Raw genomic sequence first — 25,014 nt, forward strand, 5'->3', positions numbered from 1 at the left:
CTGACACTCTGCTATCGGGAGCAAGCCCCCTCCCACATTTTTGCTCTGTGCTTTATTCGTGGTATTGCGCCGAGAGTTCGTGGACTGCGCGTAGGAACGCACCCGCATGTTCCGGATTCACTTCCGGCGTGATGCCATGGCCGAGGTTGAACACATGGCCGGTGCCCTTGCCATAGCTGGCGAGGATGCGTCCGACTTCGGCACGGATCGCTTCCGGCTTGGCGTACAGCACAGTGGGGTCCATGTTGCCTTGCAGCGCAACCTGGTTTCCAACGCGACGGCGGGCTTCGCCGATATCGCAGGTCCAGTCCAGGCCCAATGCATCGGCGCCAGCATCGGCGATGCTTTCCAGCCACAGGCCGCCGCCCTTGGTGAACAGGATGACCGGAACCTTGCGACCTTCGTGTTCGCGGATCAGGCCGCTGACGATCTTGCGCATGTAGGCCAGGGAGAATTCCTGGTACGCCGCCGCCGACAGGTTGCCGCCCCAGGTATCGAAGATCTGCACCGCTTGCGCACCGGCCATGATCTGGCCGTTGAGGTAGGAGGTCACCGACTGCGCCAGCTTGTCCAGCAACAGGTGCATGGCTTGCGGGTTGTCGTAGAGCATGGCCTTGGTCTTGCGGAAGTCTTTCGACGAACCGCCTTCGACCATATAGGTGGCCAGCGTCCACGGGCTGCCAGAGAAGCCAATCAGCGGCACGCGACCGTTGAGCTCGCGGCGGATGGTGCTGACCGCGTCCATCACATAGCCGAGGTCTTTGTGCGGATCAGGGATCGGCAAGGCTTCGATATCGGCCAGGGTACTGACGACTTTCCTGAAGCGCGGGCCTTCGCCGGTCTCGAAGTACAGGCCCTGGCCCATGGCGTCGGGGATGGTGAGGATATCGGAGAAGAGAATGGCCGCATCCAGTTGTGGGTAGCGGTCCAGCGGCTGCATCGTGACTTCGCAGGCGAACGCAGGATTCATGCACAGGCTCATGAAGTCACCGGCGTGGGCGCGACTGGCGCGGTATTCCGGCAGGTAGCGACCGGCTTGACGCATCATCCACACGGGGGTGACGTCTACAGGTTGCTTGAGCAGGGCACGAAGGAAACGGTCGTTCTTGAGGGCAGTCATGTCGGCATCCGCAAAAAAAGTGCGGGCATTTTCTCAGAGCGCGACGCAAAAGGCACGGCAAGAGCGGAGCCTTTTGTCTATCGGGTCAATTTGTCGCAATGACTGGCAACACAAACCTCAATGTGAAATGAGGTTTGTGTGGGAGCTGGCTTGCCTGCGATAGCATCAACTGGGTCTGGCTGACAGACCGAGTTGCCTGCATCGCAGGCAAGCCAGCTCCCACATTTGATCGCATTTCAGACTGAAATTTGATCAGACCTGCAGGTAGTCCAGGATCCCTTCGGCGGCATTGCGGCCTTCGAAGATCGCCGTCACTACCAGGTCAGAGCCGCGCACCATATCGCCACCGGCGAAGATTTTCGGATTGCTGGTCTGGTGCTTGTACTGGCCTTGTTCCGGGGCTACCACGCGGCCCTGGCTGTCGGTCTGGATTTCGAACTGCTCGAACCAGGGCGCCGGGCTTGGACGGAAACCGAAAGCGATGACCACGGCGTCAGCCGGGATGATTTCTTCGGAACCCGGGATCGGCTCGGGGCTGCGACGGCCTCGGGCATCCGGTTCGCCGAGACGGGTCTCGACCACCTTCACGCCTTCGACGCGGTCTTCACCGACGATCGCAATCGGCTGGCGGTTGTAGAGGAATTTCACGCCTTCTTCCTTGGCGTTCTTCACCTCTTTGCGCGAGCCGGGCATGTTGGCTTCGTCGCGACGATACGCACAGGTGACCGACTTGGCGCCCTGGCGGATCGAGGTACGGTTGCAGTCCATCGCGGTGTCGCCACCGCCCAGCACCACGACCTTCTTGCCTTTCATGTCGACGAAATCTTCCGGCGACTTTTCAAAGCCCAGGTTGCGGTTGACGTTGGCGATCAGGAAGTCGAGCGCGTCATACACGCCCGGCAAGTCCTCACCGGCAAAGCCGCCCTTCATATAGGTGTAGGTGCCCATGCCCATGAACACCGCATCGTATTCGGCGAGCAGTTGCTCCATGGTGATGTCTTTGCCGATCTCGGTATTGAGGCGGAACTCGATACCCATGCCGGTGAACACTTCACGACGGTGACTCAGTACGGTTTTTTCCAGCTTGAACTCGGGAATACCGAAAGTCAGCAGACCACCGATCTCCGGGTTCTTGTCGAACACCACCGGGGTCACGCCACCACGCACCAACACGTCGGCACACCCCAGGCCCGCCGGGCCCGCGCCGATGATCGCGACGCGCTTGCCGGTCGGTTTGACCTTGGACATATCCGGGCGCCAGCCCATGGCGAACGCGGTGTCGGTGATGTACTTCTCCACCGAACCGATGGTCACTGCGCCGAAGCCGTCGTTGAGGGTGCAGGCACCTTCACATAGACGGTCTTGCGGGCACACCCGGCCGCAGACTTCCGGCAGGGTGTTGGTCTGGTGCGACAGCTCGGCGGCGGCGAGAATGTTGCCCTCGGCCACCAGTTTGAGCCAGTTGGGAATGAAGTTGTGCACCGGGCACTTCCATTCGCAATACGGGTTACCGCACCCCAGGCAGCGGTGGGCCTGATCGGCCGAGTGCTGGGGCTTGAAGGGTTCGTAGATTTCCACGAACTCTTTCTTGCGTTGACGCAACAGTTTCTTCTTCGGATCTTTGCGCCCGACATCGATGAACTGGAAGTCGTTATTCAGACGTTCAGCCATGTTAAAACCTCATCAAACTGTTCAGGCGCATATCACTGCGGGTTGGCACGGATGCTGGAAAGCAACGATTTCAGGTTGGCAGCCTTGGGCTTGACCAGCCAGAAACGACGCAGGTAATCATCGAGGTTTTCGGCGAGGTTGCGACCCCATTCACTGCCGGTCTCCTCGACATACTCGTCCAGCACGTGCTGCAAGTGGTTCCGGTAGGATTCCATGGCTTCACCGCTGATCCGCTGGATCTCGACCAACTCGTGGTTGACCTTGTCGACGAAGGTGTTGTCCTGGTCGAGCACGTAGGCGAAACCGCCGGTCATGCCCGAACCGAAGTTGTAACCGGTCTTGCCCAGTACCGCGACAAAGCCCCCGGTCATGTACTCGCAGCAGTGATCGCCAGTGCCTTCCACCACGGTGTGGGCACCGGAGTTACGCACGGCGAAGCGCTCACCGGCAGTACCCGCGGCAAACAGCTTGCCACCCGTGGCGCCGTACAAGCAGGTGTTGCCGATGATGGCACTGTCCTGGGTCTTGTACACGCTACCGGCTGGCGGGACGATAACCAGCTTGCCGCCGGTCATGCCTTTGCCCACGTAGTCGTTGGCATCGCCTTCCAGATACATGTGCAGGCCACCGGCGTTCCACACACCGAAACTCTGGCCCGCAGTGCCCTTGAAGCGGAAGGTGATCGGCGCTTTCGCCATGCCCTGGTTGCCGTGCTTGCGCGCGATTTCACCGGAGATGCGAGCACCGATGGAACGGTCGCAGTTGCAGATATCCAGGGCGAATTCGCCACCGCTGGCATCGCTGATCGAGGAGCCGGCCATTTCGACCATTTTCTCGGCCAGCAGGCCTTTGTCGAACGGCGGGTTGCGGTCCACTTGGCAGAATTGTGGCTTGTCTGCGGGGATGTGATCGCTGCCCAACAGCGGTGTCAGGTCCAAATGCTGTTGCTTGGCGGTCTGGCCTTCGAGGATGTCCAACAGGTCGGTGCGACCGATCAGCTCTTCCAGCGAACGCACGCCCAGCTTGGCCAGCCACTCACGGGTTTCTTCGGCGACGTAGGTGAAGAAATTCACCACCATGTCGACGGTGCCGATGTAGTGGTCCTTGCGCAGTTTTTCGTTCTGAGTCGCCACGCCAGTAGCGCAGTTGTTCAGGTGGCAGATACGCAGGTATTTGCAGCCCAGCGCGATCATGGGCGCAGTGCCGAAGCCGAAACTCTCGGCGCCGAGGATCGCGGCCTTGATCACGTCGAGGCCGGTTTTCAGACCACCGTCGGTCTGTACCCGCACCTTGCCGCGCAGGTCGTTGCCGCGCAGGGTCTGGTGGGTTTCGGCCAGGCCGAGCTCCCACGGCGCACCTGCGTACTTGATCGAGGTCAGCGGCGAAGCGCCGGTGCCGCCGTCGTAGCCGGAGATGGTGATCAGGTCGGCATAGGCCTTGGCGACGCCAGCGGCGATGGTGCCGACGCCCGCTTCTGCGACCAGTTTTACCGAGACCAGGGCCTGCGGGTTGACTTGTTTGAGGTCGAAAATCAGCTGCGACAAATCTTCAATCGAGTAGATGTCGTGGTGCGGCGGCGGCGAGATCAGGGTCACGCCCGGCACTGCATAACGCAGCTTGGCGATCAGGCCGTTGACCTTGCCGCCTGGCAATTGCCCGCCCTCACCCGGTTTGGCGCCTTGGGCAACCTTGATCTGCAGCACTTCGGCGTTGATCAGGTACTCCGGGGTCACACCGAAACGGCCGGTTGCCACCTGCTTGATTTTCGAGCTTTTGAGCGTGCCATAACGCGCCGGGTCTTCGCCGCCTTCGCCGGAGTTGGAACGCGCACCCAGGCGGTTCATGGCTTCGGCCAGGGCTTCGTGAGCCTCAGGCGACAAGGCGCCCAGGGAAATACCGGCGGAGTCGAAGCGCTTGAGGATCGATTCCAGTGGCTCGACTTCGGCGATATCCATCGGCGTGTCCAGGGTCTTCACCTTGAACAGATCGCGGATCATCGACACCGGGCGGTTATCCACCAGGCTCGTGTATTCCTTGAACTTGGCGTAGTCGCCCTGCTGCACGGCGGCTTGCAGGGTACTGACCACGTCCGGGTTGTAGGCGTGGTATTCGCCACCGTGCACGAACTTGAGCAGGCCGCCTTGCTGGATCGGCTTGCGCGCGCTCCAGGCTTCGGCTGCCAGGGCTTTCTGCTCGGCTTCGATATCGACGAAACGTGCGCCCTTGATACGGCTCGGCACGCCACGGAAGCTCAGCTCGCAGACTTCTTCGGACAGGCCGATGGCTTCGAACAATTGCGCACCGCGGTAGGAGGTGACGGTGGAGATGCCCATCTTCGACAGGATCTTCAGCAGGCCCTTGGTGATGCCCTTGCGGTAGTTCTTGAACACCTCGTAGAGGTCGCCCAACACTTCACCGGTACGGATCAGGTCGCCGAGTACTTCATACGCCAGGAACGGGTACACCGCCGAGGCGCCGAAGCCGATCAGCACCGCGAAGTGGTGCGGGTCACGGGCAGTGGCGGTTTCCACCAGAATGTTGGAGTCGCAGCGCAGGCCTTTTTCGGTCAGCCGGTGGTGCACCGCGCCGGTCGCCAGGGACGCGTGGATCGGCAACTTGCCCGGCGCGATATGGCGGTCGGTCAGTACGATCTGAGTGCGGCCGGCGCGCACAGCTTCTTCAGCCTGGTCGGCGACGTTGCGCACAGCGGCTTCAAGGCCGAGGCTCTCGTCGTAGTTCAGGTCGATGATCTGGCGGTCGAAGCCTGGACGCTCCAGGGTCATCAGCGAGCGCCACTTGGCCGGGGAAACGACCGGCGAGCTGAGGATCACACGGGAGGCGTGCTCAGGCGATTCCTGGAAGATATTGCGCTCGGCACCGAGGCACACTTCCAGGGACATCACGATGGCTTCGCGCAGCGGGTCGATCGGTGGGTTGGTCACCTGGGCGAACTGCTGGCGGAAGTAGTCGTACGGCGTGCGCACACGCTGGGACAGCACAGCCATCGGCGTATCGTCGCCCATGGAGCCTACGGCTTCGTAGCCTTGCTCGCCGAGCGGGCGCAGCACCTGATCACGTTCTTCGAACGTGACCTGATACATCTTCATGTATTGCTTGAGCTGGTCGATGTCGTAGAAAGCCGAACCGTGGTCATTGTCTTCCATGGTCGCCTGGATGCGCAGGGCGTTTTTGCGCAGCCATTGCTTGTACGGGTGACGCGACTTCAGACGGTTGTCGATGGCGTCGGTGTCGAGGATCTGTCCGGTTTCGGTGTCCACGGCCAGGATCTGGCCAGGACCGACACGGCCTTTGGCGATCACGTCTTCAGGCTTGTAGTCCCACACGCCGATTTCCGACGCCAGGGTGATAAAGCCGTTGGTGGTGGTGACCCAGCGCGCCGGGCGCAAGCCGTTACGGTCGAGCAGGCACACCGCGTAGCGGCCGTCGGTCATGACCACGCCGGCCGGGCCGTCCCACGGTTCCATGTGCATCGAGTTGTATTCGTAGAACGCCCGCAGGTCCGGGTCCATGGTCTCGACGTTCTGCCACGCAGGCGGAATGATCATGCGCACGCCACGGAACAGGTCGATGCCACCGGTGACCATCAGCTCAAGCATGTTGTCCATGCTGGAGGAGTCGGAACCCACGCGGTTGACCAGCGGGCCGAGCTCTTCGAGGTCCATCAAATCGTTGGCGAACTTGGTGCGACGGGCCACGGCCCAGTTGCGGTTGCCGGTGATGGTATTGATCTCGCCGTTGTGGGCGAGGAAGCGGAATGGCTGGGCCAGCGGCCATTTCGGCAGGGTGTTGGTGGAGAAGCGCTGGTGGAACACGCAGATCGCGGTTTGCAGGCGCTCGTCGCTCAGGTCTGGATAAAAGGCGGTGAGATCCGCCGGCATCATCAGGCCTTTATAAATGATGGTCTTGTGGGAAAAGCTGCAGATGTAATGGTCAGTGTCGGCGGCGTTGAGCACCGACGAACGACGACGGGACGTGAACAGCTTGATCGCCATGTCCTGGTCGCTCAGGCCGTCACCCGCGATGAACACTTGTTCGATCTGCGGCAGGCGCTCCAGGGCCAGGCGGCCGAGTACGCTGGTGTCGATTGGCACTTTGCGCCAGCCGACCAGTTGCAGGCCGGCAGCAACGATCTCGCGGTTCATGTTCTCGCGAGCGGCTTCGGCTTTTACCGGGTCCTGGTTGAAAAACACCATGCCCACGGCGTACTGCTTGGGCAGGTCGGCCGCAAAATGCTCTTTGGCGACAGCGCGCAGGAACTGGTCGGGCTTTTGAATCAGCAAGCCGCAACCGTCACCGGTCTTGCCGTCGGCGTTGATCCCACCGCGGTGGGTCATGCAGGTCAGGGCCTCGATGGCCGTTTGCAAAAGGGTATGACTGGGCTCGCCCTGCATGTGGGCTATCAGGCCGAAACCGCAGTTATCCTTGAATTCATCGGGTTGGTACAGACCTGCTTTCATAGACACTTTCTCACCAGGCTGCCTCTTATATCGAGGCAAATTTCTTTTCAATTCAACCGGTTACCTTCCACGCCGAACGTACGCCGGCTTAGCGGGGGCAAAAGGGAGGTCATTGTACACACCGACACAGACGCTCACAAATTTAGCGACGAAATGTCGCAAATCTATGTCGCATTTATGAAAGGTTTAAAGCGATATGCTGTGCTAGTCAAAACTTTTTTAATTCTGACCGCTACGACTCAAAAGCTACTGTGGCGCAGACACCACAAAGCGCGCGGTCCTTGCGGGGGACTGCACGCCTTGCGATTGTTTTTTGAGGTGCCGGGAGGGCGGCCTGGGTAAGGCCGCCGGATCTTCAGCGAGTTGCTGCCAGTTCTTGTTGAACGCTGGCAACAGTGCGAGGCCAAGGTTTACCAGCCTGAACCTTCGCTGGCAAGGCCTTGATGGCAGAATCGGCTGCGGCGCGGCTTGGGAAGCTGCCGTAGGTGATCACGTAGAGAGGCTTGCCGTTGAGCACTTTCTTGAAATAACGGTACTGGCCGCCCTGCTCCTTGACGAACGCCTGGGCGTTGGCCTCAGAGCTGGTGCCGAGGATCTGCACCACGAAATTGCCGGTAGGCTGGCTGCTGTACCAGCTGCTGCCAGCGGCGCCGGTCTTGGCCACGGTAGCGGCAGGTTTTTCAGCAGGCTTGGCCGCGGGTGCCGGTGCCGGCTTGGCAACTGGTGCTGCGGGCTTGGCTGTCGCTACTGTCGGCGCCGGGGTCGGCTTGGCAACTGGCGCAACCGGTGCGGCAGGCGCTACTGGGGTTGCTGGCGTGCCGGCCGGTACGCCCGCTGGTGGCGCGGTGGTGGTCACGGTCGGCGGCGTGGCGCTGGAGCCTTCCACCGGCACGCCGTCGTCGCCTTCGGAGATGCCACCGGCTTCTTCAGCCAGCGGGCCGCGCATTACAGGCTGGCCGACCATAGGCAGATTGGTTGGTTGGCCGGAGTTGGCGAATTCGACATTTGGCGTGGGCTTGCCCAGTGGCAACTGCGCCTGCTCAGTTGGCGCGCCGGTTGTTGTCGGTGCCTTGTTGCGACCCGGGATCAACCAGGCGGCGGCTACAGCGACCACGACAACGGCGGAAATAGCCAATACGTGCTTCTTAGGCATAGTGAACCCCATCTTTGGACGCTTGACCGCAGAGCGGCTGGCAATCATGGCTTCGATCATTGCATCGCGGGCAACCTGGTTGATGTTTCCAGGCCAGCCATCGGAGCTTTCGTGAATATCAGAGATCTGCGCAGCGGAGAAAAGTTCGATACCGGCCCCTGCACCCTCGAGGCGCTGAGCCAGGTATTCGCGGGTTTCTTCCTCTTCGTACGGCTGCAATTCGATGACGTGGAACAACTCTTGCTCACCGCTGATCTGCTCCAGATCGGCGATCAACGACGACTCGCCAAACAGGAACACATGCGGGCGGCCTTCCGGCGTGCCCGCGGCCAGCGCCAACAGCGCTTCCAGCGCGGATTCGTCAAGCTGCTCGGCGTCGTCGACCAGCAGGTAGACTTCCTGGCCGGTCAGGCCCAGTTGCACCACCTGTTTGAGAATCGCGTTCGGCTCGGCGTTGGATACGTCCAGGGCCTGTGCAACCTGGCGCAGTACGCCCGCTGCGTCACCGGCGCCACGGGCCGATACCACCACGCTCTGCACCGATTGCTTGTTGGTGCTGGCGACCAGCGCCTGGCGCAGCAAGGTCTTGCCACTGCCCAACGGTCCCGTGACCACCAGCAGCAACTGGCTGTAGCGCGCCAGATGATGCAGTTGCCCCAATACCGGCTTGCGCTGCGCAGGGAAGAATTTGAAACCAGGCACCCGTGGAGCAAAAGGGTCATGGCTCAAGTGATAATGGCCGAGGAACGCCTCGTCGGCATGCAAACTAGTCATCGGGATCTTATTAACCTTTAAGCTGGGCCAGGGCGCGGTAATCCGCTCCCAGCGTGGCCTGTAAAATCTCTTTCGGATAATCGTCGGTCACCACCGCCTCGCCCATGTGGCGCAGCAGTACCAGTCGCAGTCGACCGTCGATCACTTTCTTGTCTATTGCCATATGTTCGAGAAAATCTGCCTCGGTCATCTCTGTGGGAGGGATGACCGGTAAGCCGGCGCGCTGGAACAGGCGGATACCGCGATCACGCTCCTGGGCGGTGATCCAGCCCAGGCGTTGCGACATCTCCAACGCCATCACCGTGCCAGCCGCTACGGCTTCCCCATGCAGCCACACACCATAGCCCATGTGCGTTTCGATCGCATGGCCGAAGGTGTGGCCCAGGTTCAGGGTAGCGCGCACGCCGGACTCCCGTTCGTCGGCATTGACCACCAGCGCCTTGGCGGCGCAGGAGCGGGAAATCGCTTCGGTCAAGGCCACCTGGTCGAGTGCGCGCAAGGCATCTACATGTTCTTCAAGCCAGCTCAGGAAGGGCTCGTCACAGATCAGCCCGTACTTGATGACTTCCGCCAGGCCCGCCGACAACTCACGCGGTGGCAGTGTGTTGAGGGTAGCGGTGTCGATCAGCACGGCCTGTGGCTGGTAGAACGCACCGACCATGTTCTTGCCCAGCGGGTGATTGATACCCGTTTTGCCGCCCACCGAAGAATCGACCTGGGACAACAGGGTGGTCGGCACCTGGATAAAGTCCACGCCACGCTGGTAGCAGGCTGCAGCAAAACCGGCCATGTCGCCGATCACACCGCCGCCCAGGGCAACCACGGTGGTTCGACGGTCATGGCGCGCAGTCAGCAGGCCATCAAAGATCAGTTGCAGGGTTTCCCAGTTCTTGTGGGCTTCGCCGTCGGGCAACACCACGGAAATCACCGAATACGCCGCAAGGCTGCGGCTCAAACGCTCAAGATACAGGGGCGCAACCGTTTCGTTGGAGATGATCGCCACCTGCCGACCGGCAATATGCGGCGCGAGCAGTTCGGGCTGGTCCAACAGACCTTCGCCAATGTGGATCGGGTAGCTGCGCTCGCCTAGATCGACCTTAAGTGTCTGCATGTTTCCCCGCGTTGAAGATGTATTGACGACCGGCAATGTCGCAATCCGACATCACCTGATGGCTCTACGCCACACCTCACAAGGTTATGGCGCGCCGCCGAGAATAGCGCATTTCGGGCCAGGCTTTAACGGGGTGGCAACCGCTGCAGGCGCTCCAGAATATCGAGCACCACCATCCGAGGGGGTCGCTCATCGGTTTCCACCACCAGATCGGCGATTTCCCGATACAGCGGATCGCGCAGCGCCAGCAGGTCCCGCAGGGTTTTTTCCGGGTTGGCGGTGCGCAGCAACGGGCGATTGCGATCGCGGGCGGTGCGGCCCACCTGCTGCTCGACCGAGGCATGCAAATACACTACCCGACCACCGGCATACAGCGCTCGACGGTTTTCGTCGCGCATGACGGCGCCACCGCCGGTCGCCAATACCACGCCATCGCAGCCACACAGCTCGGCAATCATCGCCTGCTCGCGGTCACGAAAGCCCAGCTCGCCTTCTTTATCGAAGATCCATGGGATATTGGCACCCGTGCGCAATTCAATTTCCTTGTCGGAATCTTTGAACGGCAGGCGCAGCTCTTTGGCCAGCAAACGGCCGATGGTGCTCTTTCCAGCCCCCATCGGCCCTACAAGAATCAAATTTCGCACAGAATCAACGACTCACAGCAATCGCCTGGTTATTCATGATACGCGGAGTCAGGAATACCAGCAGCTCGGATTTTTTCTCCGCCAGCACATCGCGCCGGAAAAGGCGGCCAAGATACGGCACATCGCCCAAAAATGGCACTTTATCTACCACTTTGCTTTGGGTATTGGAGAAAACCCCACCGATGACGATGGTCTCGCCATCCCTGACCAGCACCTTGGCGTTGACCTCGTTTTTCTTGATCGGCGGTACATCATTGAGCCTGTTCAAGTAATCGGGCTCATCCTTGGTGACCTTGACCGCCATGATCACGTGGTCGTCGGGGGTGATTTGCGGCGTGACCTCCAGCGAAAGCGAAGCCTCCTTGAACGACACCGAGGTAGCGCCCTGGGAGGTGGACTCTTGATAGGGAATTTCGGTGCCCTTGAGGATGCGTGCCGTCTCCTTGTCGGACGTGACCACCTTGGGCTGCGAGACGATTTCGCCGTTGCCGGTTTTCTCCATGGCTGTCAGCTCAAGGTCCAGCAGTAGATTGTCGGTGATGTAGGCCACGCCCAGACCCGAGGTGCCGGTCAGCGAACCCAAGTCGACAAACGGGGAGCTGGGCGGGTTTTGCGGCGGTTCGGCGCCGTCTGCCACGGGCTTGGAAATACCTCCGACACTTCCCCTGCCATGACTGAGCCGCCCACCCCAGCGCACGCCCAGGCTTTTGTCGTAGTCGACATTGGCCTCGACAATTCGCGCCTCGATCATCACTTGGCGGACGGGAATATCCAGTTGCGCCACGATACGCCGCAGCTCTTCGAGCCGTTCGCCGGTCTGGTAGGCGATGATGTTGTTGGTGCGATCATCCACCGCCACCGAGCCGCGCTCATCCGTGGCGCCTTCAAAACCTGTGACCGACTGAAACAGCTTGGCCAGGTCCGCCGCCTTGGCATAGTTGACCTGCAGCAGCTCCCGACGCAGCGGTGCCAGTTCCGCCATCTGCTTGCGCGACTCCAGCGCCAGCAGTTCGCGAGCGGCCAACTCATCCGCAGGTGCCACCAGCAACACACCGGCTTTCACGCGCTTATCCAGACCTTTGGTTTGCAGCACCAGATCCAGCGCCTGATCCCAAGGCACATCCTTGAGCCGCAGGGTAATTGAGCCCTGCACTTCATCACTGGTCACCAGGTTGAGCCCGGCGACATCGGCGATTTGCTGCAAGACCGCCCGCAGGTCGATGTCCTGGAAATTCAGGTTCAGCCGGGTGCCTGTATAGCTGACCGACGCTGCACTGTCGGGCGGCGGCAGGTGGATCAGGTCCAGGCGATTGGGCACAGCAGCAGCCATCGGTGCCGTGAACGCTATCCATAGCGCCACACCGAAGGACGAGAAAGTCCTTTTCATTGTTTGATTCCGTTATGAGTTGACGTTCAACACAAGGGTTCGCGGGCGTTCGAGCCAGCCGCCCTGTTCATCGGGAAACCGTTCGACCAAGTGGATAGACCCCTCTTGAATGGCCGTGACCTGGCCATGATCCGGCCCCAGGTAATCACCAATCGTCAGCCGGTGCACCCTGGATCCGGCACGCAGCAGGGCAAAAGCCTGCGCCCCCAACGACAGCGTGCCGACCATTTTGAACTGATCGATGTTCATGCCTTCCAGCAGCCCCCGTGGCCGAGCGAGATCCGGCGCAAGGGCCGGTCGCCCCGGCACGCGAGTTACTTGCAAACCGGGCGGCTGAAACGGGTCGCGCACAAACGATGGGGTGTAGACCAATGGCTGGGCCGGGTCGAACGCTTCGCGGGCCTTGGCGCTTTGCGTGGTACGCCGATAGGTCTTTGCCAGCATGTTCAGACGCAGCAAGGCGCCGTCATGCCCCAGTGCAACATCCTGCACGGTGACGACGCGCGGTAACCCACCCAGGGCGCCGACGAATGCTGCCAAGTCGTGGTAGCCCCCGGTGACGCCGATTTGCATGGGTTGCTCGATATAGAGCTGACGAGGCTCTTCATCCAACACCGTGATGCCCTCGACCCATACTCCATTGGCAATCGCCAATCGGGCGATATCTTCAAGCAAGGCCGGCACCTCTGACTGGCCGGGCAATTGACGTAGAAGGCCTGTGACCTTGTCCTCCATTGCCCTGAACTGATCGGTGCGCGCCTCAAGGTTGGAGGCCAGTTCAGCTTTTTCCGCCAACTGCTGCTGTAGCGTTTGCTCCCGCGCCTCAAACCCATGCAATCGCTCACGTGACGAGCTCAGGTACGCAGCCTCTCCTATCAGCAGCACCAGGCCGGCCAGCCCACAGCCAAGCAGGACCTTGCCAGGCAAGGGCCATTTAGCAGCGTTGTAGAAGAGCGTGGGAAAATCGAGCCTGGGCAGGCTCATGGTTGCGCCTCGCTGGATTCCCCCTGGCGCACCATCAGTTGAAACTCACTTTCGCCGCGCGCTCCATCAGCCTGCACGCGCTGCAGACGGGTCGAACTGGAGCCCTGGGATGACTGCTTGAGCTGCTGCATCAACCGGGCAATGTCCTGGTTGCTTTCAGCCGTGCCGCGAATGCTGATGGTGTCACCGTTTGCGACCACCTCATGCAGATGGACACCTTCAGGCATTGCACGAGCCAATTGCTCGAACAGTCGGGCGCCGGAAGAGCGGGCGTCGTGCAGGTCCTGCACCACCTTCATGCGTTCGGCCAGTTGCTGGCTTCGTTCCTGCAGGTCGTCGATGGTCCTGATCCGCGAATCCTGGGTAGCCACCTCCTCACCCAAGCGGCTATTGCGGCTCACTTGCCGATCTATCGCCTGGTCAATCACCTGGTCAGCCAGCCACACGGCCGCCAGCGCCAGGCAGGCAAATGCCAGCAATAGCACCATGAAATACCTGCGCTTGCGCTCTGCCAGCGCCTGACGCCAAGGCAAAAGATTGATTCGTGTCATCCAGCGAAACTCCTCAGGGCCAACCCGCAAGCCACTCCCATCCCTTGGGCATCCACGGCCCATTGTGCACCATCGACTCGATGACCCGGCGTGAAGCTGGCAAAATCCTGACGGCAAGCGCGCTCCAATGCAAACCCTTCGACATCGACCACCCGCGGCACCAGCCCCGCCCGGGCTAAAACCGCCACTCGCGCCTGGACCTGCTCGCGCAGACAGGCCGCCAACATGACTTCAACCCACTGCGGCCCTTGGGCCGATGGGCCCTGGACCTGAAAGTCGATCGCCACCTCATCCAATGGATAAGGAATGAACTGGTCGGCTTCCATCTGGATCTTCCAGGCCATTTCTTCGTCGCGCAGGCCCGCATCCATCTCGATCAACCGCGTGATCACCGAAGGGCCCGCCACTGCCACAGCGGCGTGTCGAGCCGAAGTTCGCAGGCAGGATAACGCTTGTTGCAAAGCTCGCCCCACGCCCTCGACGTCCAGCAAGGCGCCATCGACGACCGCATGGGCGGGCAGCGCCTGGGTGGCATAGCCCTGGACACTGAAACCACCCGATGAACGGCTCAGCTCGATCAGCTTGATACCGCTGTCATTGATGTCGACACCCAAGACGATGTCGGCTTTTCGCCTGAAAAATCCCTTTCCCATAAAACTCCCCAAAACTTTCCCTGTCATACCGGCTGTCATCTCGCTTGATTGCTGCCAGGCACCCTGCATTCGGTCGGCTTGTTCGAGGCACGCGAATGACGCCCCAAGCTGAAAAATGCTTTAATGCCCAGCGTTTTTTCCCGCTTTTTTATCTGCTGCCCGGGTCGATCCATCGTTTGCCATGCATCCCCGACGCGTAACTCATTCTTTTCTCTGGAAATCCAAAAGCCTTGATTCGTCTGCTGAAGTTTTTCGGGTACTCCATTGTCGCGATCGTCTGCGGGCTGCTGCTCGTACTCAGCGGGGCCTACCTCTACCTTAGTCCGGGTTTGCCCTCCGTAGAGGCCCTCAGAAGTATCCAGTTGCAGATTCCTTTGCGGGTCTACAGCAGCGACGAAAAACTGATCGCGGAGTTCGGCGAAATGCGCCGCACACCGATCCGTTTCGCCGACATTCCACCCAATTTCATCAGTGCATTGCTGTCGGCAGAAGACGACAATTTTGCCAACCACTACGGCGTCGACCCCAGCAGCCTGGTGCGTGCGGCCACGCAGTTGGTAAAGAGCGGACACATTCAATCCGGCGGCAGCACCATCACCATGCAGGTGGCGAAGAACTTCTTCCTCACCAGCGAGCGCAGCTTTTCGCGTAAAGCTACCGAGATCCTGCTGGCGCTACAGATTGAACGCCAACTGACCAAGGACGAAATCCTCGAGCTGTACGTCAACAAGATCTACCTGGGCAACCGCGCCTACGGCATTGAGGCCGCCTCCCAGGTCTACTATGGCAAATCGATTCGTGACGCCAGCCTGGCGCAGATGGCCATGATCGCCGGCCTGCCCAAGGCGCCGTCGCGCTTCAACCCGCTGGCCAACCCGGCGCGCAGTAAAGAACGTCGCGACTGGATCCTGGGGCGCATGTACAAGCTGGGCAAGATCGATCAGGCCGCTTATGAAAGCGCCGTGGCCGAGCCGCTGAACGCCAGCTATCACGTGCCGACGCCGGAAGTGAATGCACCGTACATCGCCGAAATGGCCCGCGCCGAAATGGTTGGCCGTTATGGCAGCGATGCCTACACCGAAGGCTTTCGCGTGACCACGACGGTTCCGAGCAACTTGCAGGAAATCGCCAACCACTCCGTACACGAAGGCTTGATCACCTATGATCAACGTCACGGCTACCGCGGCCCCGAGTCGCGCCTGCCGGGCAAGACCCTGAGTGCCTGGACCACCGAACTGGGCAAACAGCGCTCGATCAGCGGCCTGGAGCCGGCCATCGTCACCGAGGTGACCAAAGACGGCATTCAAGTGCTGACCCGCGCCGGTGAAGCCCACGTGGCGTGGGACAGCATGAAATGGGCGCGCCCGTTCCTGAACACCAACAGCATGGGGCCGATGCCCAAGCAGCCGTCCGACGTGGCCAAGGTGGGTGATTTGATCCGCGTGCAACGCCAGCAGGATGACAGCCTCAAGTTCAGCCAGGTGCCGGTCGCCCAAGGCGCCCTGGTATCCCTCGATCCGCAGAACGGCGCAATCCGCGCACTGGTCGGCGGTTTCGCCTTTGAGCAGAGCAACTACAACCGTGCGATACAGGCCAAGCGCCAGCCGGGTTCAAGTTTCAAGCCATTCGTCTACAGCGCCGCACTGGACAACGGCTACACCGCCGCCAGCCTGGTCAACGACGCACCGATCGTGTTTGTCGATGAATACCTGGACAAGGTCTGGCGGCCGAAGAACGACACCAACACCTTCCTCGGCCCGATCCGCATTCGCGAGGCGTTGTACAAGTCTCGCAACCTGGTATCGATCCGCCTGCTGCAGGCCATGGGCGTAGGCAAGACCATCGACTACATGACGCGCTTCGGCTTCGCCAAGTCGGACTTGCCGCCCAACCTGTCCCTGGCGTTGGGTACCGCAACCCTTACGCCGATGGAAATCGCCACTGGCTGGAGCACCTTTGCCAACGGCGGCTACAAGATTGCGCCGTACCTGATCGACAAGATCGAAAGCCGCAATGGCGACACCCTGTTCACCGCCAACCCACCACGGGTGCCCGGTGATGTGGTCAATGGTGTGGCGGCAACCGATGGTCTCGCAGCACCGGGTAACGGCGGCATTACCATCGAGCCCACGCCAGGCACAGCGCCGGCCGCAAACGCTCCCGCAACGACCGAGCCGCAAGCGCCAGCGGTTGCCGAGCGCATCGTGGATGGCCGCACCACCTATATCCTCAACAGCATCCTGCAGGACGTGATCAAGAAGGGCACCGGCCGCCGCGCACTGGCCCTGGGCCGTGCGGATATCGCGGGTAAAACCGGTACCACCAACGAGTCCAAGGATGCCTGGTTCTCCGGCTACAACGGCGACTACGTGACCACGGTATGGACTGGCTACGACCAGCCGGAAAGCCTGGGCCGCCGTGAGTTTGGCGGCACCGTCGCCCTGCCGATCTGGATGAGCTACATGGGCGCCGCGCTCAAGGACAAGCCGCTGCACACCCAGCCTGAACCGGAAGGCATCCTGAGCCTGCGCATCGACCCGGTGAGTGGACGTGCGGCGTCGCCGAGTACGCCGAATGCGTACTTCGAGCTGTTCAAGAGCGAAGACACGCCGCCGTCAGTTAACGAGTTGGGCAATGGCGTGGTGCCGGGCAGCCCGCTACCGGCGGATGAAGGCGCGCCGATCGATTTGTTCTGACCCGATCCAAGACGCAACATAGATCCAAATGTGGGAGGGGGCTTGCTCCCTCCCACATTTGACCTCTATAGGCTTCAAGAGAATTGCCATAAAAAAAGCCCCGACTCATTCGAGCCGGGGCTTTTTGTTGGTGCGCTATAACGGCTTAGCCGTTGAACACATCATCCACGCTTTGCAGCGGGTAGTTCTTTGGATACGGCAGGGTTGCTACACCGGTCTCGATCGCGGCCTTGGCCACGGCATCGGAGATCAGGGTGATCAGGCGCTTATCCATTGGTTTTGGAATGATGTACTCACGACCGAATTCCAGCTTGGCACCACCGTAGGCGTCGCACACATCCTGAGGCACCGGCAGCTTGGCCAGTTCACGCAGGGCGTTGGCAGCCGCTACTTTCATTTCTTCGTTGATGCGCTTGGCGCGAACGTCCAGGGCACCACGGAAGATGAACGGGAAGCCCAGTACGTTGTTGACCTGGTTCGGGTAGTCGGAACGGCCGGTAGCCATGATCACGTCGCTACGGGTGGCGTGAGCCAGCTCAGGCGAGATTTCCGGATCCGGGTTGGAGCAGGCGAACACGATCGGGTTCGGCGCCATGGATTTCAGGCCTTCGGCGCTCAGCAGGTTCGGGCCGGACAGGCCGACAAACACGTCGGCACCGTCGAGGGCATCAGCCAGGGTGCGCTTGGAGGACGGGTGGGCGAACATCGCCTTGTACTGGTTCAGGTCGGTACGCTCGGACTGGATCACGCCCTTGCTGTCGACCATGTAGATGTTTTCCAGCTTGGCGCCCATGCTGATGATCAGCTTCATGCAGGAAATGGCCGCAGCACCGGCGCCCAGGCAGACGATCTTCGCCTCACCCAGGGTTTTGCCGGCGATTTCCAGGGCGTTGATCATGCCGGCCGCGGTAACGATCGCGGTGCCGTGCTGGTCATCGTGGAATACCGGGATGTCGCACTGTTCGATCAGGGCCTTTTCGATCTCGAAGCACTCAGGTGCCTTGATGTCTTCCAGGTTGATGCCACCGAAGGTGATGGAAATGCGCTTGACCGTGTCGATGAAAGCCTGCGGGCTCTCGGAATCGACTTCGATGTCGAAAACGTCGATGCCGGCAAAGCGCTTGAACAGCACGCCTTTACCTTCCATGACTGGCTTGGAAGCCAATGGGCCGAGGTTACCCAGGCCAAGGATCGCGGTGCCATCGGAAATCACTGCAACCAGGTTGCCCTTGCCGGTGTACTTGTACGCCAGTTCTGGGTCACGGGCGATTTCACGTACGGGCTCGGCAACACCAGGGCTGTAGGCCAGCGACAGGTCGCGAGCAGTGGCAGTGGCTTTGGTGAGCTCTACACTCAGCTTTCCTGGACGAGGATGGGCATGGTATTCGAGAGCGGCAGTTTTCAAATCAGACATATCGGCATTCCGCTTTTACTGTTGGTCGACGGACCGCCGAGGATACGCGTGTCGCAAAGTCCCTACAAGACTGGGCAGTCACGGGTGTCAAGGGCCCTGGGCTACGACTTTTGGCCAAGAGCCACGGGATACAAGGGCTCAACTGTTCACAATCGAAATAAAAAATGTCTACAATTTTTTATTCAAAGCGTCGATTTCAGCATGTCAGGATCGGTTATTGGCAGGAGCCAGCGTGATTGACCTCTTTTCAAACCCCCACGGCGGGAGCGATCCTGCACCCAGCCGCGCGCTTCAATAGTGCGACCTTGCAGACCATTGAGCATGGCCGGATCGAACTGACTGATCAGTTCGGGGGCAATACGTAATACCAGTGAACCCTGGATTTCAATCCAGATGCCACCGCGATTGCGCTCGATCTTGCTGACCCGGCCAGTTACCAGCGCAAACCCGGAGCGCTTGAGTTGTGCCACCGTTTGCACCGGCGATTGGCGCCACAGCCCCAGGCGCGCCTGGCGGGCGCTGTTTTCCGCCGCCTGCTGGCAGGTGGCGAGGTCTACATTCGGCGCCACCCCCACCTGGAAGCCCAAGCCCTCGGCGAGTAATTGCGCTTCCAGGTTCTCGCCATTGGCGCCGTAGAGGTGGGCCAGGGTGCGGCCGTAATGATCCTTGCCCTCGCGGCCAGGCACCAAACCGACACGCCCATCACTGGCCTGCACCAACGCTTGTAGACGCTGGCGGGCGGCGACGGCAAACGGCTCGTCAGTACGACCCTTCTTGCCGGTTTCCGGCGCATTGAGGCCGATCATCCGCACGCTGCGGCCATCCTTGAGGCGTACGGTGTCGCCGTCCACCACGCGCTGCACTTCTACCCGCGCCACGGAAGCGGGTGCCGGGCAGAATACCGCGGCCTGGGCGGTTGCCAGCCAAATCCCGGGCACAAAAAAGGCGCCCACAAGGGACGCCTTTTTCAACAGCTGGCAAAAGCCCATAAGGCTTTTGAGCCTTACTCTGCTGGAGTAGCAGCAGGCTTCTTGCCGAAAGCACCAAAGCGATCTGCGAAGCGCTGTACACGGCCGCCGGTGTCCAGAGTTTTCTGCTTACCGGTGTAGAACGGGTGGCACTCGTTGCATACGTCAGTACCCAGTGGCTTGCACAGGTTCGAACGAGTTTCGAACTTGTTGCCGCAGCTGCAGGTAACTTCGATGGTTTCGTACGCTGGATGGATATCGGCTTTCATGGCACTTCCTCGGGCTAGCGTGCCGCCACTCGACACTATTGTCGAATACCGCACGTAATTAGGCCGCGGATTCTACCAGACCTTTTTAAACGCGCAAGCGGCGCTACTGACCAAAAACCTCCTTTCATCAGAAAACCATGGCATACCCAAGCCCTCCCCGCTCTGCTAGGCTCGCGCCCCTGCACCACTGCCTGCCTTTATATGAGATGCCCCGCGTGCCCGACGCCATTTTGCGCCTAGCCCTGCCCTCCCCCCTGCGCCGCCTGTTCGATTACCGGGCCCCGGCTGGAGTGCTGCGGACGCAGTTGCAGCCGGGGATGCGCGTGCGTGTGCCGTTTGGGCGCAGGGAAATGATCGGCATTCTGGTGGAGGTCACGGACCACAGCGAGGTCCCGGCGGAAAAGCTCAAGCCGGCCCTGGCCATCCTCGACGCCACACCGCCACTGCCGCCGGCACTGTTCAAGCTGTGCCTGTGGACTGCGCAGTATTACCAGCACAGCTTGGGCGATACCTTGAGCTGGGCGCTGCCGGTGCTGCTGCGCCAGGGCGAACTGGCCGAAGCGCGCCAGGAGCGTTTCTGGTCGATGGTGCCCGGCGCGCGCCTCGACGACCCGCGCATCGCCCGCGCCCCGCGCCAGCGCGAAGCCCTGGCCACATTGGCCCAGCACCCCCATGGCGTGGCCCACCAGTTGTTGAGCAAGCTGATGCTGAGCAAGGACAGCCTCGACCTGCTGCTGGCCAAGGGACTGGTGCAGGTGGAAATCCGCAAGCACGCCCCAGACCCACGCCACGAACATTGGCTGGCCCAGCCGGAGCTGCCGCTGAACCCCGAGCAACGCGCTGCCTATGAGGCGATTCGCGCCGGTTTCGACAGCTTCCACGCCTTCCTTCTGGCTGGCGTCACCGGCAGCGGCAAGACCGAAGTGTATTTGCAACTGATCCGCGAAACCCTGCAGGCCGGCAAGCAGGCACTGGTGCTGATCCCGGAGATCAACCTGGGCCCACAGACCCTGGCGCGTTTCGAGCAGCGCTTCAACGCGCGCATCGCCCTGGTGCACTCAGCGGTCAATGACCGTGAGCGCCTGGAGTCGTGGCTGGCAGCGCGGGACGGCGAGGCAGACATCATTATCGGCACCCGTTCGGCGCTGTTCACCCCAATGAAAAACCCCGGGCTGATCATCATCGACGAGGAGCACGACGGCTCCTATAAACAGCAGGAAGGCCTGCGTTACCACGCCCGCGACCTGGCGCTGGTACGCGCACGTCAGGAAGACATCCCGATTGTGCTGGGTTCGGCCACGCCGTCCCTGGAAAGCCTGCATAACGCCTACACCGGCCGCTATGGCCTGCTACGCATGAACGAGCGCGCCGGCGGCGCCAAACAACCGCGCTTCCTGCGCCTGGACGTGAAAAGCCGCCCGCTGGACAGCGGTATTTCCGGTCCGATGCAACAGGCCATCGGCCAGACCCTCGCCGCGGGCCAGCAAGTATTGGTGTTTCTCAACCGTCGCGGCTTTGCCCCGACACTGCTGTGCCATGACTGCGGCTGGATGTCCGAGTGCGAGCGCTGCGATGCGCGCATGACCGTGCACCAGCGCCACGGCGAATTGCGTTGCCATCACTGCGGTCATGTAGAGCGGGTGCCACGCCATTGCCCGCAGTGCGGCAAGGTCGACCTGCGCCCGGTCGGGGCCGGCACCGAGCGCGCCGAAGAGCGTCTGGGCATTCTGTTCCCGGATTACCCGGTGCTACGGGTCGACCGCGACAGCACGTCGCGCAAAGATGCAATGAACCAGTTGTTTGCCACCATTCAGAAAGGTCAACCGTGCATTCTGATCGGCACGCAGATGCTCGCCAAAGGGCACCACTTCCCACGGGTGACCCTGGTGTCGATCCTGGATGCCGACGGCGGGTTGTTCTCCGGGGATTTCCGCGCCAGCGAACGCATGGCGCAGTTGATCGTGCAGGTGGCAGGGCGCGCCGGACGCGCCGAAGAGCCGGGCAAGGTGATTATCCAGACGCACCTGGCCGACCACCCGCTGCTGATTCAACTGACGGAACAAGGCTATTTTGCCTTCGCCGAGCAGGCCTTGAGTGAACGCCGCGCTGCCGGCTTGCCACCCTTTGCGCACTTGGCGTTGCTGCGTGCCGAAGCCCACAAACCCGGCCAGGCTGAAGGTTTCCTCGATCAAGCCTGCAGCGTGGCCGAACGTTTGCTCGGCGAGCTGGGCCTGAGCGGTATCGAGTTGCTCGGCCCCGTGCCTGCGCCCATGGAGCGGCGTGCCGGACGTTACCGGGCTCAGCTACTCTTGCAGGCAACCTCTCGCGCACCGCTGCATCGCCTGCTAAGTAGCTGGATGCTTGAGCTGGAGCAAATGCCTAGCGGCCGGCAAGTGCGATGGTCTCTGGATGTAGATCCGGTAGACCTGTATTGAATTTCCCTGTGGCGAGGGAGCTTGCTCCCTCGCCACAGGTTAATCGTCTATAGAGACCCGACGAAGGTTGGCAAGCCCGCCCTCGCCACGGATAATGCCCAGTTTTTCCACCTGCGCATCGCGCGCCGCCGCTTGCGGTCGAAAGAGAACACCATGAAAGACACCATTCGCCAGCTGATCCAACAAGCCCTCACCCAACTCGTCAACGAAGGTGTGTTGCCTGAAGGCCTGTCGCCGGCGATCCAGGTGGAGAACACCCGCGACAAGACCCACGGCGACTTCGCCAGCAACATCGCGATGATGCTGTCCAAGCCGGCCGGTATGAAACCCCGCGACCTGGCGGAAAAAATCATTGCCGCGCTGCCGGCTGACGCCAGTGTCACCAAGGCTGAAATCGCAGGCCCGGGCTTTATCAACTTCTTCCAGAACACCCAGGCCTTGGCTTCGCGCCTGGACGCAGCCCTGGCCGATGCCAAAATCGGCGCACACAAGGCTGGCGACACCCAACGCGTGGTCATCGACCTGTCGGCGCCGAACCTGGCCAAAGAGATGCATGTCGGTCACCTGCGCTCCACCATCATCGGCGACGGTGTGGCGCGGGTGCTGGAGTTCCTCGGCGACACCGTGATCCGCCAGAACCACGTCGGCGACTGGGGTACCCAGTTCGGTATGTTGATGGCCTACCTGCAGGAAAACCCGATCACCAGCAACGAGCTGGCCGACCTGGAGAACTTCTACCGCGCCGCCAAGAAGCGCTTCGACGAATCCGAAGAGTTTGCCGACCGCGCCCGTGGCCTGGTGGTCAAACTGCAAGCCGGCGACCAGGAATGCCTGGCGCTGTGGAACCGCTTCCGTGAGATTTCCCTGTCCCACTGCCAGGAAATCTACGAACTGCTCAACGTGAAACTGACCATGGCCGACGTGATGGGCGAAAGCGCCTACAACGACGACCTGATCAACGTGGTCAACGACCTCAAGGCCAAGGGCCTGCTGGTCGAGAGCAACGGCGCGCAGTGCGTGTTCCTCGAAGAATTCAAGACCGCCGACGGCGAGCCGCTGCCGGTGATCATCGTCAAGGCCGATGGCGGCTATCTCTACGCCACCACCGACCTGGCTGCCGTGCGCTATCGCAGCGGCGTGCTCAAGGCCGACCGTGCGCTGTACTTCGTCGACCAACGCCAGGCCCTTCACTTCCAGCAAGTGTTCGAAGTGGCCCGTCGTGCCGGCTTCGTCACCCACCCGATGCACATGGAACACATGGGTTTCGGCACCATGAACGGCGCCGATGGCCGCCCGTTCAAGACCCGTGACGGCGGTACCGTGAAGCTGATCGACCTGCTGACCGAAGCCCAGGAACGTGCCTACAACCTGGTGAAGGAGAAGAACCCGGAGCTGGCCGAGGCCGACCTGCGTAATATTGCCCGCGTGGTGGGCATTGGTGCGGTGAAATACGCCGACCTGTCCAAGCACCGCACCAGCGACTACAGCTTCAACTTCGACCTGATGCTCAACTTCGAAGGCAACACCGCGCCGTACCTGCTGTACGCCTACACCCGCGTGGCCGGCGTGTTCCGCAAGCTGGGCAAGGACTTCAGCGAAGTCGAAGGCCAGATCGTGCTGGACGCCGCCCATGAACAGGAACTGGCGGCCAAGCTCGCGCAGTTCGGTGAAGTGCTCAACAGCGTAGGCGACAAAGGCACGCCGCATATTCTGTGCACCTATTTGTATGAAGTGGCCGGGTTGTTCTCCAGCTTCTACGAGAACTGCCCTATCCTCACCGCCGACGACGAAGCCCAGAAACAAAGTCGCCTGCGCCTTGCCGCATTGGCTGGACGCACCCTCAAGCAAGGCCTGGAACTCTTGGGCCTGGAAACTCTGGAGCGTATGTAAGTTGGCTGCCAAGAAAAAACCTGCACCCAAACGCGGCGCCAGCCGTTATCAGGCCCCGGCGAAGCAGCCGATCCCGGGCTGGCTGTGGATGGCCATCGGCCTGACGGTCGGTGCCTTCGTTGTGTTTCTGATGAAGCTGGAGCCTGGCCAGGGCGATGACGTCAAGCGCGTCAAACAGGAGCAGCAGAAGGCCACGAAAATTGCCGAGGCCAACAAGACTGCGCCAAGCCCGACCGCACCGGTGAAGCCGAAATACGACTTCTACACGCTGCTGCCGGAATCGGAAGTGATCGTGCCGCCCGACGCCGTGCCGGAGAAAACCCTGCCGACCCCGCAAGTGCCGACCACGCCCGTAACCCCAGCGGAAGCGGCGAAAATCGATACGGCTCGCGCCCAGGCTGCACTGGCCGGCATCACTCCGCCGCCAGCACCGCCAGTGGCAGCGACCAAGGCCGCGCCTGTGACCAAGTTCTTCCTGCAAGCCGGCTCGTTCCCGAAACAGGCGGATGCCGATCGTGTGCGTGCACAGATCATTCTGTTGGGCCAATCGGTCTCGGTTGAGTCCGGCACGGTGAAGGACGCGACCTGGTATCGCGTATTGGTGGGGCCGTTCAGCAACCGTGAGCAACTGACCGTGGCGCAGAAACAATTGGCCGGGGCCGGGTTTAGCAATCTGTTGTTACAACAGCGCCAGAGCCGCTGATTTCGAAGACATAGCAGGGCTAATGTGGGAGGGGGCTTGCCCCCGATGGCGGTATATCAGTCAATATATTCAGCGACTGACACACCGCGATCGGGAGCAAGCCCCCTCCCACA

17 protein-coding genes are annotated in these 25,014 nt (G+C 61.2%); 4 read left to right on the plus strand and 13 right to left on the minus strand.

Annotated elements, in window-relative coordinates; translation table 11 throughout:
• Positions 1-52: 52 nt before the first annotated feature.
• The 10 genes from hemE to pilM form a co-directional block, all read right to left on the minus strand.
• Positions 53-1,120: a uroporphyrinogen decarboxylase gene (hemE, locus tag E4O97_RS20435; protein WP_005784052.1), complete on the minus strand. Its 1,068-nt coding sequence runs from the start codon at positions 1,118-1,120 to the stop codon at positions 53-55.
• A gap of 252 nt (positions 1,121-1,372) precedes the next feature.
• Positions 1,373-2,791, minus strand: coding sequence for an FAD-dependent oxidoreductase (locus E4O97_RS20440; protein ID WP_003187920.1), 1,419 nt, complete (start codon positions 2,789-2,791; stop codon positions 1,373-1,375).
• A gap of 32 nt (positions 2,792-2,823) precedes the next feature.
• A complete protein-coding gene (gene gltB / locus E4O97_RS20445; RefSeq protein WP_248162055.1) occupies positions 2,824-7,269 on the minus strand; it encodes a glutamate synthase large subunit in 4,446 nt (1,481 codons plus the stop codon).
• Positions 7,270-7,624: 355 nt separating this feature from the next.
• Positions 7,625-9,196: an AAA family ATPase gene (locus tag E4O97_RS20450; RefSeq protein ID WP_223017972.1), complete on the minus strand. Its 1,572-nt coding sequence runs from the start codon at positions 9,194-9,196 to the stop codon at positions 7,625-7,627.
• Between the two features lie 10 nt (positions 9,197-9,206).
• The gene (aroB, locus tag E4O97_RS20455) at positions 9,207-10,307 is read right to left on the minus strand and encodes a 3-dehydroquinate synthase (protein WP_032878306.1); all 1,101 of its coding nucleotides are present in this window, start codon (positions 10,305-10,307) and stop codon (positions 9,207-9,209) included.
• A gap of 125 nt (positions 10,308-10,432) precedes the next feature.
• Positions 10,433-10,951, minus strand: a complete 519-nt coding sequence (aroK, locus tag E4O97_RS20460; protein WP_005784043.1) for a shikimate kinase AroK — start codon at positions 10,949-10,951, stop codon at positions 10,433-10,435.
• A 4-nt stretch (positions 10,952-10,955) separates the two neighbouring features.
• Complete coding sequence (locus tag E4O97_RS20465; RefSeq protein WP_078820091.1) at positions 10,956-12,281, minus strand: type IV pilus secretin PilQ family protein; 1,326 nt, start codon at positions 12,279-12,281, stop codon at positions 10,956-10,958.
• A gap of 69 nt (positions 12,282-12,350) precedes the next feature.
• A complete protein-coding gene (locus E4O97_RS20470; protein ID WP_248162056.1) occupies positions 12,351-13,322 on the minus strand; it encodes a pilus assembly protein PilP in 972 nt (323 codons plus the stop codon).
• Positions 13,319-13,873, minus strand: coding sequence for a PilN domain-containing protein (locus E4O97_RS20475; RefSeq protein ID WP_005784037.1), 555 nt, complete (start codon positions 13,871-13,873; stop codon positions 13,319-13,321). The genes E4O97_RS20470 and E4O97_RS20475 overlap by 4 nt, the downstream gene beginning before the upstream one ends.
• Complete coding sequence (gene pilM / locus E4O97_RS20480) at positions 13,870-14,526, minus strand: type IV pilus assembly protein PilM (RefSeq protein ID WP_032881135.1); 657 nt, start codon at positions 14,524-14,526, stop codon at positions 13,870-13,872. Before pilM ends, E4O97_RS20475 begins: the two co-directional genes overlap by 4 nt.
• Positions 14,527-14,756: 230 nt before the next feature.
• Here pilM and E4O97_RS20485 point away from each other — a divergent pair, with 230 nt between their 5' ends.
• Complete coding sequence (locus tag E4O97_RS20485; RefSeq protein WP_248162057.1) at positions 14,757-17,222, plus strand: penicillin-binding protein 1A; 2,466 nt, start codon at positions 14,757-14,759, stop codon at positions 17,220-17,222.
• Positions 17,223-17,367: 145 nt separating this feature from the next.
• On the opposite strand, the gene E4O97_RS20490 is transcribed toward E4O97_RS20485, so the two are convergent.
• The 3 genes from E4O97_RS20490 to rpmE form a co-directional block, all read right to left on the minus strand.
• The gene (locus tag E4O97_RS20490) at positions 17,368-18,636 is read right to left on the minus strand and encodes a malic enzyme-like NAD(P)-binding protein (protein ID WP_005784034.1); all 1,269 of its coding nucleotides are present in this window, start codon (positions 18,634-18,636) and stop codon (positions 17,368-17,370) included.
• A 182-nt stretch (positions 18,637-18,818) separates the two neighbouring features.
• Entirely contained in the window at positions 18,819-19,625 is an 807-nt protein-coding gene (locus E4O97_RS20495) for a thermonuclease family protein (protein WP_248162059.1), read from the minus strand.
• Positions 19,626-19,639: 14 nt separating this feature from the next.
• On the minus strand, positions 19,640-19,873 hold the full coding sequence (gene rpmE / locus E4O97_RS20500) for a 50S ribosomal protein L31 (RefSeq protein WP_005784030.1): 234 nt from the start codon (positions 19,871-19,873) through the stop codon (positions 19,640-19,642).
• A 215-nt stretch (positions 19,874-20,088) separates the two neighbouring features.
• On the opposite strand from rpmE, the gene E4O97_RS20505 reads away from it, so the two are divergent.
• From E4O97_RS20505 to E4O97_RS20515, 3 genes are all read left to right on the plus strand, one after another.
• Positions 20,089-22,308, plus strand: coding sequence for a primosomal protein N' (locus E4O97_RS20505; RefSeq protein WP_148853009.1), 2,220 nt, complete (start codon positions 20,089-20,091; stop codon positions 22,306-22,308).
• A gap of 153 nt (positions 22,309-22,461) precedes the next feature.
• Positions 22,462-24,198, plus strand: a complete 1,737-nt coding sequence (gene argS / locus E4O97_RS20510) for an arginine--tRNA ligase (protein WP_122732471.1) — start codon at positions 22,462-22,464, stop codon at positions 24,196-24,198.
• Position 24,199: 1 nt separating this feature from the next.
• Complete coding sequence (locus tag E4O97_RS20515; RefSeq protein WP_005784023.1) at positions 24,200-24,901, plus strand: SPOR domain-containing protein; 702 nt, start codon at positions 24,200-24,202, stop codon at positions 24,899-24,901.
• The last annotated feature ends 113 nt before the right edge of the window (positions 24,902-25,014 follow it).

Source organism: Pseudomonas sp. W15Feb34, assembly GCF_023127765.1.
Taxonomy (GTDB): domain Bacteria; phylum Pseudomonadota; class Gammaproteobacteria; order Pseudomonadales; family Pseudomonadaceae; genus Aquipseudomonas; species Aquipseudomonas synxantha_A.

What these genes read in the sequence shown, in the direction of transcription:
- E4O97_RS20470 (WP_248162056.1), bottom strand. Translation starts at nt 13,322, where the DNA reads ATGAGCCTGCCCAGGCTCGATTTTCCCACGCTCTTCTACAACGCTGCT.
- E4O97_RS20440 (WP_003187920.1), bottom strand. Translation starts at nt 2,791, where the DNA reads ATGGCTGAACGTCTGAATAACGACTTCCAGTTCATCGATGTCGGGCGC.
- aroB (WP_032878306.1), bottom strand. Translation starts at nt 10,307, where the DNA reads ATGCAGACACTTAAGGTCGATCTAGGCGAGCGCAGCTACCCGATCCAC.
- hemE (WP_005784052.1), bottom strand. Translation starts at nt 1,120, where the DNA reads ATGACTGCCCTCAAGAACGACCGTTTCCTTCGTGCCCTGCTCAAGCAA.
- pilM (WP_032881135.1), bottom strand. Translation starts at nt 14,526, where the DNA reads ATGGGAAAGGGATTTTTCAGGCGAAAAGCCGACATCGTCTTGGGTGTC.
- rpmE (WP_005784030.1), bottom strand. Translation starts at nt 19,873, where the DNA reads ATGAAAGCCGATATCCATCCAGCGTACGAAACCATCGAAGTTACCTGC.
- argS (WP_122732471.1), top strand. Translation starts at nt 22,462, where the DNA reads ATGAAAGACACCATTCGCCAGCTGATCCAACAAGCCCTCACCCAACTC.
- gltB (WP_248162055.1), bottom strand. Translation starts at nt 7,269, where the DNA reads ATGAAAGCAGGTCTGTACCAACCCGATGAATTCAAGGATAACTGCGGT.
- E4O97_RS20495 (WP_248162059.1), bottom strand. Translation starts at nt 19,625, where the DNA reads ATGGGCTTTTGCCAGCTGTTGAAAAAGGCGTCCCTTGTGGGCGCCTTT.
- E4O97_RS20490 (WP_005784034.1), bottom strand. Translation starts at nt 18,636, where the DNA reads ATGTCTGATTTGAAAACTGCCGCTCTCGAATACCATGCCCATCCTCGT.
- E4O97_RS20450 (WP_223017972.1), bottom strand. Translation starts at nt 9,196, where the DNA reads ATGACTAGTTTGCATGCCGACGAGGCGTTCCTCGGCCATTATCACTTG.
- E4O97_RS20475 (WP_005784037.1), bottom strand. Translation starts at nt 13,873, where the DNA reads ATGACACGAATCAATCTTTTGCCTTGGCGTCAGGCGCTGGCAGAGCGC.
- E4O97_RS20465 (WP_078820091.1), bottom strand. Translation starts at nt 12,281, where the DNA reads ATGGCTGCTGCTGTGCCCAATCGCCTGGACCTGATCCACCTGCCGCCG.